Raw genomic sequence first — 17,543 nt, forward strand, 5'->3', positions numbered from 1 at the left:
CTCGGGGCTCAGATCACGCCTTCCCGGGTGGCCACCGCGACGGCCTGGGCCCGGGTGCGGCAGTTGAGCTTGGTCAGCACATCGTGGACGACGTTCTTGACGGTCCGCTCGGAGAAGCAGAGGTCTTCGGCTATGCCTCGGGTGTCCATGCCGTCGGCCAGCAGGCGCAGCACCGAGCGCTCCCTCGTGTTGAGACCGCCGGGGCCGAGGTGGGAGGTCTGGGTGACGTGCAGCAGCAGGCGGGTCAGCATGTCGCCGGGCAGGGCCACGTTGCCGGCGACCACCGAGCGCAGGCTCGTGATGAGCGCGTCGGCGGTGAGGGTGCTGTGCGGCAGGATCGCGCTCACGCCGGCGTCGACCATCTCGCGGACACTCTGCTCGGTGACCTCACGAACGGTGGCGACCAGGCGGGTCGGTCGTCCCTCGGCCAGGCGGACGGCTCGGCGCAGGCTGGACGCGCCGTATTCGAAGACCAGGACGTCGAGGTCGTCGGGGACCGGCTCGGGCGACAGCACGGCGCTCTCCCCGCGCACGACGAAGTCGGCCTGTTGAAGGCAGGCAGCCATGCCACGCCGCACTATGGCGTGACTGTCGTCGATCCACACCGTTGGCGGCCGTTGCGAGATCATGCGTTCCCCCTGGTCAGTGCCCCCGGGTCGGAGGAACCGCTCGCCCATGATGGACCGGCCAAGTCGATCAGAACAATAGCTCTTTCGGCTCTGTCGTTGATCCAACTCTGTTGCCCCTTTCGCTGCCCTTTAGTGCAACCCGTTCGGCCCGTATACAGAGTGGAATGGCCTGTCTACCCTCGTGACCATGCCGAGGTACTCAGCGGAACAGATCTACGGTTTCGCCCGACGGGCGGGCTTCTCGCCGGACGAGTCGGCGACGATGACCGCGATCGCGCTCGCCGAGTCCGGCGGCAACAGCAAGGCCCACAACCCGGTCGGTGAGGACTCCCGCGGACTGTGGCAGATCAACGGCCGGGCGCACCCCGACTTCCTGACCAAATACAACCTGTACGACCCGGTCGACAACGCGAAGGCCGCCTTCGAGATCTCCCACCGAGGTGAGGACGTCTCACCTTGGACGACCACGCACGGCGGCCTCAGCTCGCGTTATGTTCGATTCAAAGAGGACGCTCAGGCAGCCGCGGTCGCCTACGGTGACGGTGCCGGCCGAGGCATGTGGACGGGCACCCGCGGCTACGGCGATCACGAGCCGGCGCACGACGGCGACGACCCGGCCGGGGTCGCGCTGCACGACGTCGCCGGCCCGCCGATGACGGCGATGTCGGCCCAGACCGCTGCGGCGCCCGCCGACAACGCCGCTCTCGACACCTTTATCCGAGTGGCCAAGGCGCAAATCGGCGACCGTTATGTGTTCGGCGCGGAAGTAAAGCTGAGCGATCCCAATCCGGCGGTTTTCGACTGTTCCGAATTCACCCAATGGGCGGCTTACCAGGCCGGCGAGAAAATCCCCGACGGCGCCACCGCGCAATATCTGCATTTCAAGGAGAAGGGTCTGCTGATCGATCCGGCGCAGGCCAAGAACACGCCGGGGGCGCTGCTCTTCTCCTTCGACCGCGAACCACGCGCCGGCGACGGCCGCACCCCCGGCGCGCACGTGGCGATCAGCCTGGGCAACGGCCGGGTCGTCGAGGCCGCCAACCCGCGCGTCGGTGTCCGCGAGTCCAACGCCGGCAACCGTTTCGAGTTCGCCGCCGTCATCCCCGGCATCTCCGAGGGCACCGCCACCCCGATCGCCAACCCGGTGATGAGCCCGCTGTCGAGCCTGGTCCCGCAGACCACGGTGCCGCTGCAACCGGAGCCGGTCGCGCTCGGCGGCCCCGACACCGACAACGACGGGCTCAGCGACGCCCTCGAACGGCGTTACGGCCTCGACCCGCTGCGCGCCGACACCGACGGCGACAACCTGACCGACGCCCAGGAGCTCGTCACCCATCACACCGACGGGCGCAAGGCCGACACCGACGGCGACGGGCTCAACGACGCGTTCGAGCTGGCCCAGGGCCTCGATCCGCGCTCACCCGACTCCGACGCCGACGGTCACATGGACGGCGCGCTCACCCCGTTGCAGCAAACCGACACCGACCACGACGGCCTCGACGACAGCCTGGAACAGGTGCTCGGCCTCAACGCCCAGCTGGCCGACTCCGACTCGGACGGTTTCAGCGACGCCCTCGAATATCACTCGGGCTCGAACCCGCTCGACGCCCACGACAACCCGCTGCTGCACGGCGCCGGCGCGGGCCAGCAGGGCGCGCTCGGCCAGAACGCGCTGGGCCAGAACGCGCTGGGCCAGAACGCGCTGGGCCAGGATGCTCTGGGCCAGAACGCATTGGGCCAGAACGGATTGGGCCAGAACCCGCTCGGGACCGGTGGGGCGCTCGGGACCGCCCAACTCCCCGGCGGTCAGTTTACCGACGTGAACGATCTCCCCTGACCCGGTTGATGCGACCATCGTGGACGTGGAACTGACCTTGCCGGACGAGCCGGTGACGCTCGCCCCCGGCGTACCGACCCGGGTGCCGGTGCAGCTGCGCAACCCCTACGCCGGGTCGCTCGACCTGCGTGTCTTCCTGGCTCGCGGACGCGCCGAGCGATGGGCCACGGTCGACCCGGCCGGCCTGCGTCTCGGCCCCGGCGAGACCGCCGAGGTCACCGTCGTCCTGCGGACGCCGCCCGAGCAGCCGCCCAGTTCCTCCCTCGTCCCGTTCACGGTGCACGCCGAGGAGGCCGCCACCGGCGAACCGGCCGGCTTCGCCACCGCGCTGCTCAAGGTCGCACTTCCGGTCCCGGTCACCGGCAAACTGGTGCCGAAAGAGGGACCCTCGCACGAGTACGATCTCCGGCTGGCCAACGACACGCGCGTGCAGGCGCCGCTGCGGGTCACGGCCGAACTGGACCCGCCGGCCGGCTCGGTGACGGTCGAACCGGACGCGGTGCTGCTCGACCCGGGTCAGGCCGCCGTCGTGGCGATCCGGGCGAAACCCCGGCGACCCTTCAGCGGATCGCCGCGCTCCTTCGCCGTCGTGGTCAAGGTCTCCGACGCGTACGATCCGGATCGGGAGCCTTTCCTGACCGAAGTGGCCACCGGTAAACGCAAGCCGCGCGTGCCGACCGCTGTGCTCTTCACGACCGCCATCGTCCTGGCCGTCGGTGCCAGCACGGCGATCCTGCTGACCGGCGACCATGACTTCCTGCCGTTCGGCAAGAAGGCGGCGACGAGCACCACCGCACCCGTCGCCAAGGTGACCATCGGCAAGCCGTACGCGTTGGTCGATGTCTTCCCGCACAAGGGCGCCGACGGCGGCCGCGGGGTCGCCGACGCCGCCCTCGCCAAGCTCCAAGCCGCCGGCATGCCGGTGCGGCTCGTCGACAGCCTCGCCTCCGACACGCTGGCCGACGATCCCGACGGCTACTGGGTTCTGCTGCAGGATGGCTTCGGATCGCCGCCGGCTGCCGAGCAGTACTGCGCGCAGTGGCGTTCGGTGGCACCGAAATGCAAGGTCACGTCCTAGGGGGCAGCGCGATGCAGTACGGGTTGGGAATCGACCTCGGCACCACCCACACCGCGGCCGCGGTCCGGGCGGAGGGCCGGGTCGAGGTCGTGCGCCTCGGCGGCCGCCGGGCCGAGATCCCCTCGCTGGTCTTCGTCACACCCGACGGCGGCCTGCTCATCGGGGACGCCGCCGAACGCCGCGGCGCGGCCGACCCGGCCCGGTTGGCCCGCGAGTTCAAGCGGCGCATCGGCGACCCGGTGCCGATCCTGGTCGGCGGCACGCCGTTCTCGGCACACGCCCTCACCGCGAAACTGCTGCGCTACGTCCTCGACACCGTCACCCAACTGCAGGACGGGCCGCCCGCCGCGATCACCGTGACCCACCCGGCGAACTGGGGCCCCTACAAACGCGAACAGCTCGACCAGGCGATCAAGCTGGCCGACGCCGGCCCGGTCGTCTTCCGCAGCGAACCCGAGGCGGCCGCACTCCAGCACGCCACCGCCCGGCGCATCGCCCCCGGCGAGACCGTGGCCGTCTACGACCTCGGCGGCGGCACCTTCGACGTGGCCGTGCTGCGCCGCGACGGCGACGGCTTCGTGCTGCTCGGCGAGCCCGAGGGAGTCGAGCAGCTGGGCGGCATCGACTTCGACGAGGCGGTCTTCGGCCACGTCCTCGAGGTGCTCGGCGACAAGGCCCAACTCGACCCGGCCGACCCGGACGCGGTGTCGGCGCTCGCCCGCCTCCGCCGCGACTGCGTCGAGGCGAAAGAGTCGCTGTCCTTCGACACCGAGACGATGATCCCGGTGGCGCTGCCCGGCATGCACACCCGGGTACGCCTCAACCGCTCCGAACTCGAGTCGATGATCGCCCCGTCCCTCGCCGACACCATCTCAGCCACCCATCGCGCGCTGCGCTCCGCCGGCGTGGCGCCCGCCGAAGTGAACGCGTTCCTGCTGGCCGGCGGTTCCTCCCGCATCCCCCTCGTCTCCGAGCTGCTGTCCACCGAGTTCCAGCGCCCGGTCGTGGCCGACCCCCATCCGGAACACAGCATCGCCATGGGCGCGGCGGTGGCCACCTCCGTCGTCATCGGCGGCGCCTCCCCCTTCTCCGCCGCCGTCCCCCCACCCCGCACCCCCGAGCCCCATGGCAGCCACTCGGCCGCCTCCTCCCCGCGGCGCGGCGGCCCACCCGCCGGCGTAGGAGCGGCCATCCCCGGAGCGGCCGGCCTAGGAGCGGGCATCCCAGGAGCGGGCATCCCAGGAGCGGGCATCCCAGGAGCGGGCGGCGCGGGAGCGGGCGGCGCGGGAGCGGGCGGCGCGGGAGCGGGCGGCGCAGCCATCCCAGGAGCAGCCATCCCAGGAGCAGCCATCCCAGGAGCGGGCGTCCCAGGAGCGGGCGTCCCAGGAGCGGGCGTCCCAGGAGCGGGTGGCGCGGGAGCTGGGGGGTGGTCCGCGGCGGCGAGCACAGTCAGCAGCGGGAACGCGGCGGTGAGCAGCCCACCCTATGGCGGCAACGAGGCGCCCACCGGCGGCGGCCCAGCCGGCACCGGGATGGGCAGCGGGACAGCGGGCGGCGGCAGCGGGACGGCGGGCGGCGGCAGCGGGACAGCGAGCGGCGGCAGCGGGACAGCGGGCGGCGGGGGCGTCGCCTACTCGCGGGGGTCGGCGGCGGTACCGGGGACTGCGCCGGCTCCGGGCACGGCTCCGACAGCGCTGGGCGCAGGAAACGGAGCAGGAGGCGGCACGGGATCAGGGGCGCCGGTCGCGCTTGCGCAGACGGCTGTGGTGGGAGCGGTGCCGGTTTCCGGGGGCGGCGCTCCGGGCGTACCGCAAGAGGCTCGGCCCTGGCCGCCGCCTCCGTTGCCGGGCGCACCGAAGCGCAACCTGTCCAAGGTCCTGATGGTCGGGGCCCTGGTGGTGGCCGTGATCGCGGGCGGAACCACGGCGGGGCTGATTCTGCTCAACAAGGGTGATGACAAGGCTGACAAGAAGGACACCGCGGCGACGGCGCCGCTGGTGACCGCTTCGGCGGTGGCGAGCGCGCCGGCGTCGCAGGCGGTTGTCGATCCGCTGGCGCCGCCGACCGACACCATGCTGATTCGGGTCGACAGTCCGCAGGCCGGGTCGGAGGAGCGGAACTCGAAGATCTACACGCTCAAGCCCGGCGAGGATGCTCGCACGCTGCTGCCGAACAGCACGGTGGGCGACGCCCTGCCGAAATGGTCGCGCGACCGCAATCAGATCGCGATCACGCACGTCGACGGTGACCACGTGTCGATCGACATCATGAACGCGGACGGCTCCGGGCGGCATCGGGTGGCCGACGACGCGGGGGGCCGGGTGGCGTGGTCGGCCGACGACAAGAAGATCGCGTTCATCAAGGAGTTCGCCGGGATCAAGCAGATCGCGGTGCTCAACCTGGTGACCAACGAGCTGAAGCAGCTGACCCGCTCGTCGCTGGAGAAGGACGACGCGATGTGGTCGCCGGACGGCAAGTCGATCCTGTACTGGCTCAACAAGGGTGGGGTGCGGCAGATCTACGAGCTGACCGTGGCCAACCCGAAGGAGCCGGGCCGGCAGATCACCAAGGCGTCGCTGGGGCAGACGAACGACCCGGTCTACTCGCCGCGTGGCGATCAAGTGCTGTTCACGCTGGCCAAGGACGGGACGTCGGACATCTGGCTGGTCAACACCGACGGTTCGAACCCGCACCGGGTCACCTCGAACCCGGCAATCGAGATGGACCCGACGTTCTCCCCGGACGGGGCGTGGTTCGCGTTCGTGCGGCTGGCCGGTGACCGGCCGACGGTCGTGATCCAGCGGTCGACCGGCACCGGCGAGCGGGTGCTGACGAAGGCGGGGGCGCGGGAGGCTCACCCCTGCTGGTTCTGAACCAGCAGGCCTTCGCAGCTGCGGGCGACCGCGCGGGCGGCGTTCTTCAGCTCGCGCGGGGAGAACGGGTGCTCGGCGATGTTCTGCCAGCGGGCCAGGGCCTCGCGGGCCTCGGCCGCGATGCGTCCGGCGGCGGCGTCGGGGGGCAGACCCAGGCGGTGGTACGCGGCTCCGCCCGAGCCGCCGAGCAGGGCGTCCATCTCGGTGAGCTGTTCGTCGGTGCCGGGCAGGCGACCCGATCGCAACTGGTGCAGCAGGCGCAGCTCGACGAACTCGTGGGCGCTCGCCCGGATCCGCTCGGCCTCGCCGGCCAGCGGTGCGCCGGACCCCGACGAGCCGGCCGGCGCTGAGCCGGACCCGGGTGAGCCGGCCCCGGGTGAGCCGGCCAGGATGCACTCGTCCAGGACGGCCAGGGCCGACCGGGCCTTGAGGACTTCGCTGCGGCCGACGAACTGGGCGGTGAAGACCTCCCGCAGGCGGTCGATGCCGCTGTGCTCGGTGAGTTGCTTCGCCAGCTCGGCCGAGTCCTTGACCACTCGCTCGCGAATCAGGCGGACGGCGAGGCGGACCCCGAACAATCCGAGGCGGGACAGCACGTGCGCGCGCTGCGGACCCGATGCCGCGAACCGGTCGGCGGTCAGCAGCAGCTCCACGATCCGGTCCATCGGTTCGGCGGCGACGGCGGCGAGGATCCGGTATTCCTCCTCGCGCAGCGTCGCCCCGGCCGCGCCCAGCAGCCCGGCCACCGGCACGACCACCGGGCACAGCCGGCGCAGGCGCTCGTCGGTGGCGTAGCGGGCGGCCACCCGGGCCGCCGACTCCATCGCGTCGAGGCGGCAGCCGCCGATCTCGTCCGCCCGGGACAGCACGCCGACCGCGTTGACCGGGGTGCCGTTGGACAGGCCGTCACCGTGGAACGACTCGAGGAACCGTACGTCGCTGCCGTGCATGTGGCGCAGCAGGTAGATGACCGCGTCGGTCTGGGCCGCCCGGTCCCCCTCGGCTTCCAGGAACGCCATCGTCCGCAGCGACACGTCGGTCGACAACGACGCGATGCCGGGGGTGTCGATCAAAGTGTGCTGACGGAGGCGGCTGCTCGGCACCCGCACTTCCAGGTGCTCGACCTCCTCGGCGGGACGGCCCAGGGAGATCTGGATGGCGCCGTCGCGGCGGGTGAACGGGCGGGGTTCGGCCGATCCGTCGTTGAGGTGCGCGGTCACGGCGTAGGTGCGGCCGTCGGCGTACCAGGTGACGATGCGGGTGCACTCGCCCGCGTCGGTGGGGGCCAGCTCCTCGCCCACGAGGGCGTTGAGGAGTGTCGATTTGCCGGCCTTGACCTTGCCGGCGATGGCGACGCGGAGCGGCTCGTCGACGCGGCGCCGGGCCTGCACCAGCCGCTCGTCGGGGATTTCCGCGATGGCTCGGTCGAGAAGCGCGCGGACCTGGCCGAGGAGGGTGCTCATGCGGCCAGCCGGTCCAGCCGGCGACGCTGCTCGGCGAGGGCGTCGGCCTTGCGGCGGCGCTCCTCCGGCGGCAGGCCGGCGATCTCCTGGACGGCCGCCGCGGTGGCCGCCGCCGAGCGTTCCGCGGCCTGCGCCCGGGCCGAGAACTCGTCGCGCAGGAAACGCTGGGTGCGCCGGGTCGCCTCCCGGCAGTCGCGGCCGACGTGGAAGCCGACGTCATCCACGTACCGTCGCAGTTCCTGTTTGGCCTGCAGCCGTCGCTGCTGCACCTGGCGCTCCCGCTCGCTCTTCATCATCCGGCGGCCCAGCGTCACCCCGGCGAGCAGGCCCAGCGGGGCCGCGAACGCCACGCTGAAGAAGGCGCCGACGGCGCCGAGCATGTAGAAGCCGCCGTACGTGACCCGGGCCGCCGTGAACGCCCCGAGGAACTGCTGCATGCCCGACTTCTGGAAGCTCACGTCCAGCTCGTCCACCTTGCGCAGGGCCAGATCGGGAGCCGGCAGGTCGACGTCGAGGCTGTCGTACTCGATGCCGAACCGCTCGGCGACGTCGTGCGCGAGTTGCTCGGTGCGGGTGACCAGCAGCATCAGGTTGTCGACGGCCGCCGCGGCCGCCTCCCGCTGCGCCCACGCCTGGAAGTCGCGCCACGTCTCCCGCGGATCCGACTCCGCCAGCAGGTCCTCGCCGCGCCGCACCATGATCCGCAGGCGTTCGCGCAGGTCGTGCTCGACGTCGGCGCTGAGGTCCTGGATGCCGTCGCCGAGCACGGTCTGCCAGGAACCGCCGGCCAGGCCGGCGCTGCGCCGGGTCTTCTCGGCGTAGCGCCGGGCCACCTCGGGGGCCTTCGCCGGTTCCGCCGCCACCGCCTGCTCGGCGTCGATGCGCTCGCGCAGCTGCCCGACGACGAACTTGACCTCGGCCCGCGCCGCCGCCACCTTGTTCTCCGCCGCCGCGCCCAGCACGTCCCGGCGCAGCAGCTCGACCAGGCGCGGGAAGCCCGACTCGGCGTTGAGCGCGGTGTCGTCGAGGGCCTGCGCCCGCATCCGCAGGAACGACGAGACGGCCACGATCGGTACGTCCAGACCCGCTCGCTCGAAGTGGCCCTGGTTGATCTCGACGATACGCCGCCATTCGCCGTAGAGGTCGGTCTTGGTCAGCACGCAGAACGCGCGGGGGCACCGTTCGAGGGCCCGGCGCAGGAACTCGACCTCGGGCGCGGTCAGCTCCTGGGCCGAGTCGGTGACGAACAGCGCCGCCCCGGCCAGCGACAACGCCCCCAGCGTGAGGTTGCCCTGGGCGGAGTCGAGCCCGCCGACGCCGGGGGTGTCGATGATCGACAGTCCGGCGCCGAGCAGCCGCCGGTCCAGCCGCACCTCGACCGCGCGCACGCCGTTCTTGTCGCCCTCGGCGATGTGCCGGGGCAGTTCCTCGAAGCCGACCGGCACCGACGCCAGTGCTCCGTCGTCCTGCGGCACCTGCAGAAACGCGGCGGGCGGCCGGCCGAACCGCAGAACGGTGGGCACGGCTGTCACGATGTCCGAGTCGACCGGGCAGATGTCGGTCCGCAGCAACGCGTTGACCAGGGTGCTCTTGCCCTGTTTGAACTCACCCACGACGGCCACCGTCGCGTCGTCGGCCCGCATCCGCTCGACCGCGAGATCGATGCGCTGCACGAGGTCGGCGCGTTGCGCGGCGCCGGCCAGGGCACGGGCATCGGCAAGCTCGGCGAGCACGCCCGTCGTCAACCGCCCCGCCCTTCGTCGACCTTTTGCCCGGCGCTCGAACCCTACGCTGACCAGCAAGGTAGCGTCCACGCCGGATTAGCCGCCCAGCGCCCCGCGAACAGCCGCCCAGCGCCCCGCGAACAGCCGGCCGGGCAACGGAGCGGACAGCCGGCCGGGCGGTCAGAAACCCAACATCATGGCATAGCGACAGGTATGCAGGGGCCGCGCCGCCCACTAGCATCAGAGCACTCCGCACGGACCTCGCGGTACGGCACCCCGCGAGATTCGTGCGGAGCCCGATTTCCGGACGTGACTCAGGCGGAAACCGGGAGGCGCACCTCGAACCGGCAGCCGTGGCCGGTGTTGCAGACCTCCACGTTCCCGCCGTGCGCCTCGACGAGGCCGCGGACGATGGCCAATCCGAGGCCGCCGCCCCCGGGTGGGGTGCGGGCCCGCTGACCGCGGAACGCGACGTCGAAGACCCGATCGATGTCCTCGGCCGGGATGCCGCCGCAGGTGTCCGAGATGGACAGCCAGACGCTGCCCCGTTCGTGGCCGGCCTCGATGTCCACGAACCCGTGCTCCGGGGTGTAGCGCACCGAGTTGACGAGCAGGTTGGTGACGATGCGGGCGAGCTCCCGCTCCCCCGCCCGGACGGTCGGCCACCCGGTCTCCCGCGCCCGCAGGGTGATGTTGCGGCGGGCGGCCAGCGGGGCCACCCCGGCGATCGCGTCGGACACCACGTCGCGCAGCGGCACCACGGTCGGGACCAGCCGCAGCGCACCGGCGTTGATCCGGGACAGCTCGAACAGGTCGTCGACGAGCCGGGTCATCCGGTCGGTCTCGACCCGGATCCGCCGGTGGTACTCGGCGAGCGTGTCCCGGTCGGCGATCACCCCGTCCTCCAGGGCCTCGGCCATCGCCCGCATGCCGGCCAGCGGCGTACGCAGATCGTGTGACACCCAGGCCACCAGTTCCCGGCGGCTGGCTTCGAGGCGGCGCTCCCGTTCCCGGGCGGCCTGGGCCCACACCGCCGCCGAGGCGAGCCGCCGGCCGAACGCGGCGCCGAGCAGCAGGCTGATCGAGGCGGCGGCGGTCACCGTCACGAGCACGACCCACAGGTCGTGCCCGGAGAGGAACATGGCCTGCGCGACGGTCGCCACCCCGGCGACCACCGCGAGCACGGTGATGACGAGCATGGCGATGACGTGCACCAGGATCGAGCGGCGGCGCAGCAGCCGGAGCACGGCCGCCCCGGCCAGCCCCACCACCCCGGCGGCGGCCAGCGCGTAGAGCCCGATCAGCATCATGTCGGTCATCGGGGGGCCACCGGCTCGTACCGGTAACCGACGCCCCAGACGGTGAGGATCCGCCCCGGCTCGGCCGGATCCTTCTCGATCTTCTCGCGCAGCCGGCGGACGTGCACCGTCACCGTCGAGTCGTCGCCGAACTGCCAGCCCCAGACCTTCTCCAGCAGCTGGGCGCGCGACCAGGCCTGCCCGGGATGGGTGAGCAGGAAGGTCAGCAGGTCGAACTCGCGGGCGGTCAGGGCCAGCGGGGCACCGCCGAGCCGGGCGATCCGGCGGGCGGTGTCGGCGGTCAGCTCGCCGTCGGTGAGGGTCGCGGTGGCCGGGGCGCCGGCCGGCGGTCCGGCGACCCGGCGCAGCACCGAGCGCACCCGGAGCATGAGCTCGCGCGGCGAGAACGGCTTGGTCACGTAGTCGTCGGCGCCGACCTCCAGGCCGAGCACGCGGTCGCTCTCCTCGCCGAGCGCGGTCAGCATGATGATCGGCAGGTCGGGCAGGTCGGCGCGCAACCGGCGGCACACCTCGAGACCGGACAAACCCGGCATCATCAGGTCGAGTACCACCAGGTCGGGCCGTTCGGCCCGGACCGCGGCGAGGCCCTGCATGCCGTCCCGGGCCAGGCGCACGCCGTATCCGTCCTGCTCCAGGTAGCGCCGGACGACGTCGCTGACGGTCGGGTCGTCGTCGACCACGAGCACCCGATATCCCATCCCGATCACGCTACTCGTGCCCCCGCCCACGACTTCTTTCCCACTCCTTACGTCCCGCCCGGTTGACGGTCGTCTTCAGCAGGGCGAGCACGGCCAGGACGGCCGGCATCCACACGGCGTCGTGCAGGATCAGGACGGCGGCGAGGAACACCAGCACGCCGATCGGGTTCAGGTCGGCGTCGGTCAGGGCACCCACTGTCGCGTACGCGATGAGCAGCACCCCCGCGACGCCGAGCAGCCGCCGCACCACTGTCATGACCGCTCCCGCAAGGTCAGGCGCCCCACCCACTTGGTCTGCAGCACCCCGGGCCGGTTCGGCGCGATCAGCCGGACCGGGTAGCCGTGGTCGGGCGGCAGGACCTGGCCGTCCACCCGCAGCGCGAGCAGCGTCAACGGATCACGGACATGCTCGGCCGGCAGCTCACTGGCCCGGTAACGGCCGCCCTGCTGCAGCGACTCGACGAGCACCTCGGCCCGCTCCGGGTCACCGCCGGCCAGGGTCACCAGGTCGCGCAGCCGCACTCCCGACCAGGTCGCGGTCGCACTCCAGCCCTCCACGCAGGCGATCGGCAGCTCGGCGGTGTGCTGGTCGAGCGCGTTCAAGGCGGCCAGGTCGAGGGCGATCTCCCGGGTCCCGCCGGTGACCACGAGCCGGTAGTCGGGCCCGATCACCCCGATGCCGGCCGCCGCGGCCGTCCGGTTCACCGGCAGTTTCTCGCGCCGGGGGGCCAGCACCGAGACCGGCGTCAGCCACCGCACGGTCTGCCCGGCCGTGGCGAGCGTGATCAGGCCGGCGGCCGCGGCCGTGCCGGTGAGCAGCCGCCGGCGAGCCGGGTCGGCGGGCTTCCCGCGGCCGAGTTCGCCGCGCACCACCGGCAGCTGGACGGCGATGTGCACGAGCAGCGCCCCGACCGCGAGCCACGCCACCCAGTAGTGCCCGGTGGTGAAGAAGAACGGCATCAGGCCGTACCAGTGGTAGACGTTGAACAGCCCGCCGACCACCTGGAACAGGGCCGCCGCCACCAGCACCGCCACGCTCGCCCGCTCGGCCGCGTGCAGGATCCCGCGCACCGGCGGCCAGCCGAACAGTTTCGGGTAGACCGCCCACAACTTCACGCCGAGCAGCGGCAGTGTCGCCAGCCCGGTCGCCACGTGCAGCCCCTGGGTGAACCGGTAGAGCTGGACCGGCCGTGAGGGCCACCAGAACCACCCCGGCGGGTGCTGGATCAGGTGGCTGAGCAGCCCGGTCACGAAGCACACGCCGAACGCCACGCCGAGCGCGACCCCGAGCAGGCTGGTCAGGCGCGGCGACCGCAGCGTGCTGCTCAGCGCGGCGACAGCGAGACGAACCATCGTCCGGCCTCCGTCCGGGTGTCGATCACCCGCAGCGCGGTGGCGGCGGCCAGGGCGGCGACCTCGTCGAGGGGTACGGCGGCCCACCGCATCGTCGACTCGGCCGCACCCGGGCCCCGGCCGACCGTGACCGTGCCCGCCCAGCCCCGCGTGCCCGGCGCCGCCACCTCGGCGTGCAGCCGCCCGCCCGGGGCCAGCAACTGCCGGCAGCGCCGCAACAACCGCCGCGGGTCGCCGCCGATCCCGATGTTGCCGTCGGCGAGCAGCAGGTGCTGCCAGCGCCCGGCCCCCGGCACCGGCTCGAACACGTCGCGCCGCAGGGCGAGGGCGCCCCGGCGCTGCGCATGGCGCACCGCGGCGTCGCTGATGTCGATCCCGAGCACCGGCCAGCCGGCCGCCGCGAGCGCCCCGGCCAGCCGGCCCGGGCCGCACCCCACGTCGAGGGTGGGTCCGGTGCACGCGTCGAGCAGCCCGCGGTCGCCGGGCAGCCGGTCGCGGAACCAGGCGGCCGGCTCGTAGTGGTGGCTCCCGCCGTTCGCGTGGTGCAGGGTGAACGCGGCCGGCCGGCCCGCCGCCACGTCGGCGAACAGCGCGTCGAAGATCTCCCTCATCGGACCGGCTCCGGTCGGGCCGGCTCCGGGACACTGCCGTGGACCGTCCCGGCGAACCGGCCACCCGGCGGGCACACGGCCGCGACCAGGTGCGCGTCGGCGGCGGTGTCGACGTCGCGCAGGCGCGGCAGGGTGCCGACCCGCAGGCCGCGCTCCCGCAGGGCGGCAAGCGTCTCGGCACCGGTGGTGGCGGTCGAGGTCACGATGTGCCGCAGCGCCTCGGCGTCGCGTGGCTCGCGCAGACCGAGCGCCCACCAGCCGCCGTCGACGGCCAGGCCGAGCACCGCGTCGGGGCCGCCGGGTTCGGCCAGTTGCCGCAGGGCCTCGGTCAGCAGTTCCGGCGTTACCTGCGGCGTGTCCATCCCGATGAGCAGCGCCGGCACGCCCGGCCGCCGGGTGTCGGCGAACGCGGCGACCAGCCGGTCGGCGAGCGGCCCGCCGCGCTGGGCGACGGTCGTCCACCCGGCGGGGGCCTGCCGCTGTCCGTCGAGAACCAGCACCCGGCCCATCGCCGGGGTCGCGGTCGCGCTGTCCAGGGTGTCGTCGAGGGCCGCGGCGGCGACCCGGGCGGCCTGCTCGGGTGTGCACGGCGGACAGAGCCGGGTCTTGACCCGCCCCGGCACCGGCGCCTTCGCCAGCAGCAGGATCTGTCCGCTCATCGGGCCAGCACCGCGCTCATGTCGCGGATCGCGCGGGCGGTCCCCCGCACGGTGCCGGTCACCTTGGAGCGGGTGCCGGCCGCCCGCGGGTGGTAGTCGACGTCCACCTCGACGACCCGCCAGCCGGCCCGGCCGGCGGCGATCAGCAACTCGAGCGGATAGCCGAACCGGCGGTCGCGCAGGTCCAGGGCGAGCAGGTCGGCGCGGTAGGCGCAGCGCATCGGCCCGATGTCGTGCACGCCGAGGCCGGTGGTGCGGCGCAGCCGCCAGGCCAGCCCCGCGTTCGCGATCCGGGCGTGCAGCGGCCAGACGCCCCGGCCGACCGGACGGCGGCGGCCCACCGCGAGGGTCGCCGCCCCGGTCCGCACCGGGTCGGCGACCAGCCTCAGCTGCGCCGGGTCGAAGGAGCCGTCCGCGTCCATCACGCACACCGGACCGTCGGCGGCGGCCTCGATCCCGGCGTGCACTGCGGCGCCGTAGCCGGGCCGGTCCACGGTGATCACCTCGGCGCCGGCGGCCCGGGCCACCTCGGCCGAGCCGTCGGTCGAGCCGTTGTCGACGACGATCGCCCGATAGCCGGGCGGGATCCGGGACAGCAGGCCGGGCAGGGCCGGCGCCTCGTCCCGGCAGGGCAGCACCACATCGATCATTTGACGGACGGTAATCACGCGGGCAGCCGGAAAGTCTTACGTACCGATGACGAACCCTTACCGGACGGGGACACTTCTTACGGACCGGTGACCGATTGCCGCACCTCCTCCCACGGACGCCGCGCGGGCTCTAGCTTCGGCGCCGTGACTCATGTGCTCATCACCGGCGGCGCCGGCTTCATCGGCTCGCACATCGCCGGCACCCTGCTCGACCACGGCTACCAGGTGTCGGTGCTGGACTCCGGTCATCCCGGCGCCCATCGCGGTCCGCTGCCGGCGGAGGTCGCGGGCATCCCGGTGCGCCGCGTCGATCTGCGCGAACCGGCGGCGGTGGCCGGCTGCCTGCCCGGCGTCGACGTGGTCGTCCATCAGGCGGCCATGGTCGGTCTCGGCGCCGACATCGCCGATCTGCCGGAATATGTGAGCTGCAACGACCTCGGCACCGCCGTGCTGCTCGCCGGGATGGCCGCGGCCGGCATCCGCCGTCTGGTGCTCGCCAGCTCGATGGTGGTCTACGGCGAGGGCGGTTACGACTGCGCGCGGCACGGAAACGTGCGCCCCGCCGCCCGCGATGCCGGCGACCTGGCGGCCGGCCGGTTCGAGCCCGGCTGCCCGCGCTGCGCCGCGCCGCTGACGCCGCACCTGGTGAGCGAGGACGCCCCGCTCGACCCCCGCAGCGTGTACGCCGCGACCAAGGTGGCGCAGGAACACCTGACGGCGGCGTGGGCCCGGCAGACCGGCGGCGACGTGACCGCGTTGCGCTACCACAACGTCTACGGGCCGGGCATGCCCCGGGACACGCCGTACAGCGGGGTGGCCGCGATCTTCCGCTCGGCGGTGGCGGCCGGCCAGCCGCCCCGGGTCTTCGAGGACGGCGCCCAGCGGCGGGACTTCGTGCACGTGCGGGACGTGGCCGCGGCCAACGCCGCCGCCGTGGCCGCCGCCCCCGACCGGCCGGGCTGGCGGGCCTACAACATCGCCTCCGGCCGGCCGGCGACGATCGGCGACATGGCCGCCGAGCTGTCCCGGGCCGCGGGCGGCCCGCCGCCGGTCGTCACCGGCCAGTTCCGGCTCGGCGACGTGCGGCACGTGGTGGCCGACCCGTCCCGGGCCGCCGCCGAGCTCGGTTTCCGCGCCGCGGTCGGCCTGCGCGACGGCCTGACCGAGTTCGCCACCGCCCCGCTGCGCGGATGACCGCCCCCGGCCCCGGCGCCCGCCCGACCGCCCCCGTCCCCGCGAAAGCCCCCGCGCGGCCGGAAGCCCCCGACCGCCCGGAAGCCCGCGGGCGTCGGGGAAGTACCGGGCGGACGTGGGTTCCCGGCCGCGCGGACCGGACGGCGGCGGTCGTCGCGGTGGTTCTGGTGGCCGCGGCGGCGGTCACCGCCGTCGTCCTCGCCCGGCTCGGGCACCCGGTACGAGCGGGAGCGGCGCCCCTGTTCGCGGACTGGTGGCCGCATCTCGGTCCGGGTACGCCGGCGGCCCTGCTCGTCGCGGCGGCGGTCGTCCGGTTCGGTCCGCCGCTGGCCCGGCGACTGTCCTGGGGCCGTCTGCTGGCCGCCGGCTATGCCACCGCGGTCGGCTGGACGCTGGCGCTGGCGCTGGTCGACGGATGGCGTGCCGGGGTCGCCGACCGGCTCACCACCCAGCACGAATACCTGCACGAGGTGCCGGGGGTCACCGACATCCCGGCCATGCTGCGCGGCTTCAGTGCTCGGATCCTGGACTTCCAGCCGGACTCGTGGACCACCCACGTCTCCGGGCACCCGCCGGGCGCGCTGCTGGTCTTCGTCTGGCTCGACCGGCTGGGCCTGTCCGGCGGCGGCTGGGCGGGACTGCTGTGCATCCTGGTCGGCGCGGGCACGGCGGTGGCCGTACCGCAGACCGTCCGCCTGCTCGGCACCGACGAGGCGGCCCGCGCCGTCGTACCGTTCGCCGTCCTCTTCCCCGGCGCGGTCTGGATCGGGGTTTCGGCCGACGGCCTGTTCGCCGGAGTCACCGCGGCCGGCGTGGCGCTCGTGACGGCGGGCGCGGTCCGGCGGTCCGTGCTCGCGGCGCTGGCCGGTGGCGTACTCCTCGGCTTCGCCTGCTACCTGTCCTACGGTCTGGTACTGATGGCCCCGGTGGTCGCCGCCGCCGTACTCCTGGGCGGCGCCCGGCGGGTGTTCTGGGCGGTGCTCGGCGCCGCCGCGGTGGCCGTCGCCTTCACCGCCGCCGGTTTCTCCTGGTGGACCGGCTACCACCTGGTCGTCGAGCGGTACTACCAGGGGATCGCCTCGCACCGCGCCTACGCCTACTGGGTCTGGGCCGACCTGGCCGCGCTGGCCGTCAGCGCGGGCCCGGCGGCCGCCGTCGTCCTACGCCGGGCCGGGTCCGAGGGCGGCCGGCTGCGTCCCCGGAGTCTCGCGGGACTCCGGCGGATCTCGGTCGTCTGGCTCCTCCCGCTGGCCGCCGCCGGGTCGGTCCTGGCCGCCGACCTGTCCGGCTACAGCAAGGCCGAGGTGGAACGGATCTGGCTGCCGTTCGCGGTGTGGTTCGCGGCCGGGGCGGCGCTGATCCCGGCCGGGCACCGGCGCTTCTGGCTGGTGGCCCAGGCCGGCACCGCCCTGCTGGTCAACCACCTGCTGTTCACGACCTGGTGAGCGGCCCGCC

Annotated in this window: 15 protein-coding genes; 5 read left to right on the forward strand and 10 right to left on the reverse strand. The window is 73.5% G+C overall.

The window, feature by feature from the left end; genetic code table 11:
* Positions 1–8: 8 nt before the first annotated feature.
* On the reverse strand, positions 9–566 hold the full coding sequence (locus Afe05nite_RS32115) for a helix-turn-helix transcriptional regulator (protein ID WP_239118341.1): 558 nt from the start codon (positions 564–566) through the stop codon (positions 9–11).
* A gap of 250 nt (positions 567–816) precedes the next feature.
* On the opposite strand from Afe05nite_RS32115, the gene Afe05nite_RS32120 reads away from it, so the two are divergent.
* Genes Afe05nite_RS32120 through Afe05nite_RS44685 form a run of 3 tightly spaced genes read left to right on the forward strand, consistent with a single transcriptional unit; the run spans position 817 to position 6,417 of the window.
* On the forward strand, positions 817–2,466 hold the full coding sequence (locus tag Afe05nite_RS32120; RefSeq protein WP_203821007.1) for a transglycosylase SLT domain-containing protein: 1,650 nt from the start codon (positions 817–819) through the stop codon (positions 2,464–2,466).
* A 25-nt stretch (positions 2,467–2,491) separates the two neighbouring features.
* Positions 2,492–3,544, forward strand: coding sequence for a COG1470 family protein (locus Afe05nite_RS32125; RefSeq protein WP_203821008.1), 1,053 nt, complete (start codon positions 2,492–2,494; stop codon positions 3,542–3,544).
* 11 nt (positions 3,545–3,555) lie between these two features.
* Positions 3,556–6,417 (forward strand): Hsp70 family protein, encoded by a 2,862-nt coding sequence (locus tag Afe05nite_RS44685; protein WP_203821009.1) that lies wholly within the window; start codon positions 3,556–3,558, stop codon positions 6,415–6,417.
* On the opposite strand, the gene Afe05nite_RS32135 is transcribed toward Afe05nite_RS44685, so the two are convergent.
* The 9 genes from Afe05nite_RS32135 to Afe05nite_RS32175 form a co-directional block, all read right to left on the reverse strand.
* The gene (locus Afe05nite_RS32135; protein WP_203821010.1) at positions 6,399–7,880 is read right to left on the reverse strand and encodes a dynamin family protein; all 1,482 of its coding nucleotides are present in this window, start codon (positions 7,878–7,880) and stop codon (positions 6,399–6,401) included. The two genes, Afe05nite_RS44685 and Afe05nite_RS32135, sit on opposite strands and share 19 nt — an antisense overlap.
* Entirely contained in the window at positions 7,877–9,625 is a 1,749-nt protein-coding gene (locus Afe05nite_RS32140) for a dynamin family protein (RefSeq protein ID WP_203821011.1), read from the reverse strand. Before Afe05nite_RS32140 ends, Afe05nite_RS32135 begins: the two co-directional genes overlap by 4 nt.
* A gap of 293 nt (positions 9,626–9,918) precedes the next feature.
* Entirely contained in the window at positions 9,919–10,923 is a 1,005-nt protein-coding gene (locus tag Afe05nite_RS32145) for a sensor histidine kinase (protein ID WP_203821012.1), read from the reverse strand.
* Complete coding sequence (locus Afe05nite_RS32150; protein WP_203821013.1) at positions 10,920–11,621, reverse strand: response regulator transcription factor; 702 nt, start codon at positions 11,619–11,621, stop codon at positions 10,920–10,922. The genes Afe05nite_RS32145 and Afe05nite_RS32150 overlap by 4 nt, the downstream gene beginning before the upstream one ends.
* 10 nt (positions 11,622–11,631) lie before the next feature.
* A complete protein-coding gene (locus tag Afe05nite_RS32155) occupies positions 11,632–11,877 on the reverse strand; it encodes a hypothetical protein (RefSeq protein WP_203821014.1) in 246 nt (81 codons plus the stop codon).
* Complete coding sequence (locus tag Afe05nite_RS32160) at positions 11,874–12,974, reverse strand: molybdopterin-dependent oxidoreductase (RefSeq protein WP_203821015.1); 1,101 nt, start codon at positions 12,972–12,974, stop codon at positions 11,874–11,876. Before Afe05nite_RS32160 ends, Afe05nite_RS32155 begins: the two co-directional genes overlap by 4 nt.
* Positions 12,947–13,585 carry a class I SAM-dependent methyltransferase gene (locus Afe05nite_RS32165; protein ID WP_203821016.1) on the reverse strand — a complete coding sequence of 213 codons (639 nt, stop codon included), beginning with the start codon at positions 13,583–13,585 and terminating at the stop codon, positions 12,947–12,949. The genes Afe05nite_RS32160 and Afe05nite_RS32165 overlap by 28 nt, the downstream gene beginning before the upstream one ends.
* Complete coding sequence (locus Afe05nite_RS32170; protein WP_203821017.1) at positions 13,582–14,244, reverse strand: TIGR04282 family arsenosugar biosynthesis glycosyltransferase; 663 nt, start codon at positions 14,242–14,244, stop codon at positions 13,582–13,584. Before Afe05nite_RS32170 ends, Afe05nite_RS32165 begins: the two co-directional genes overlap by 4 nt.
* Positions 14,241–14,894, reverse strand: a complete 654-nt coding sequence (locus tag Afe05nite_RS32175) for a glycosyltransferase family 2 protein (protein WP_203821018.1) — start codon at positions 14,892–14,894, stop codon at positions 14,241–14,243. The genes Afe05nite_RS32170 and Afe05nite_RS32175 overlap by 4 nt, the downstream gene beginning before the upstream one ends.
* A 144-nt stretch (positions 14,895–15,038) precedes the next feature.
* Between Afe05nite_RS32175 and Afe05nite_RS32180 the strand changes: the two genes are divergently transcribed.
* Together Afe05nite_RS32180 and Afe05nite_RS32185 are read left to right on the forward strand one after the other, a co-directional pair.
* Complete coding sequence (locus Afe05nite_RS32180; RefSeq protein WP_239118342.1) at positions 15,039–16,088, forward strand: NAD-dependent epimerase/dehydratase family protein; 1,050 nt, start codon at positions 15,039–15,041, stop codon at positions 16,086–16,088.
* 158 nt (positions 16,089–16,246) lie between these two features.
* Positions 16,247–17,533, forward strand: coding sequence for a hypothetical protein (locus Afe05nite_RS32185; RefSeq protein WP_203821019.1), 1,287 nt, complete (start codon positions 16,247–16,249; stop codon positions 17,531–17,533).
* Positions 17,534–17,543 lie beyond the last annotated feature (10 nt).

Source organism: Paractinoplanes ferrugineus, from assembly GCF_016862195.1.
Classification (GTDB): domain Bacteria; phylum Actinomycetota; class Actinomycetes; order Mycobacteriales; family Micromonosporaceae; genus Actinoplanes; species Actinoplanes ferrugineus.

Coding starts and splice junctions, on each gene's coding strand:
- Afe05nite_RS32115 (WP_239118341.1), bottom strand. CDS start 566: ATGGCTGCCTGCCTTCAACAGGCCGACTTCGTCGTGCGCGGGGAGAGC.
- Afe05nite_RS32120 (WP_203821007.1), top strand. CDS start 817: ATGCCGAGGTACTCAGCGGAACAGATCTACGGTTTCGCCCGACGGGCG.
- Afe05nite_RS44685 (WP_203821009.1), top strand. CDS start 3,556: ATGCAGTACGGGTTGGGAATCGACCTCGGCACCACCCACACCGCGGCC.
- Afe05nite_RS32135 (WP_203821010.1), bottom strand. CDS start 7,880: ATGAGCACCCTCCTCGGCCAGGTCCGCGCGCTTCTCGACCGAGCCATC.
- Afe05nite_RS32145 (WP_203821012.1), bottom strand. CDS start 10,923: ATGACCGACATGATGCTGATCGGGCTCTACGCGCTGGCCGCCGCCGGG.
- Afe05nite_RS32150 (WP_203821013.1), bottom strand. CDS start 11,621: ATGGGATATCGGGTGCTCGTGGTCGACGACGACCCGACCGTCAGCGAC.
- Afe05nite_RS32155 (WP_203821014.1), bottom strand. CDS start 11,877: ATGACAGTGGTGCGGCGGCTGCTCGGCGTCGCGGGGGTGCTGCTCATC.
- Afe05nite_RS32160 (WP_203821015.1), bottom strand. CDS start 12,974: ATGGTTCGTCTCGCTGTCGCCGCGCTGAGCAGCACGCTGCGGTCGCCG.
- Afe05nite_RS32165 (WP_203821016.1), bottom strand. CDS start 13,585: ATGAGGGAGATCTTCGACGCGCTGTTCGCCGACGTGGCGGCGGGCCGG.
- Afe05nite_RS32170 (WP_203821017.1), bottom strand. CDS start 14,244: ATGAGCGGACAGATCCTGCTGCTGGCGAAGGCGCCGGTGCCGGGGCGG.
- Afe05nite_RS32175 (WP_203821018.1), bottom strand. CDS start 14,894: ATGATCGATGTGGTGCTGCCCTGCCGGGACGAGGCGCCGGCCCTGCCC.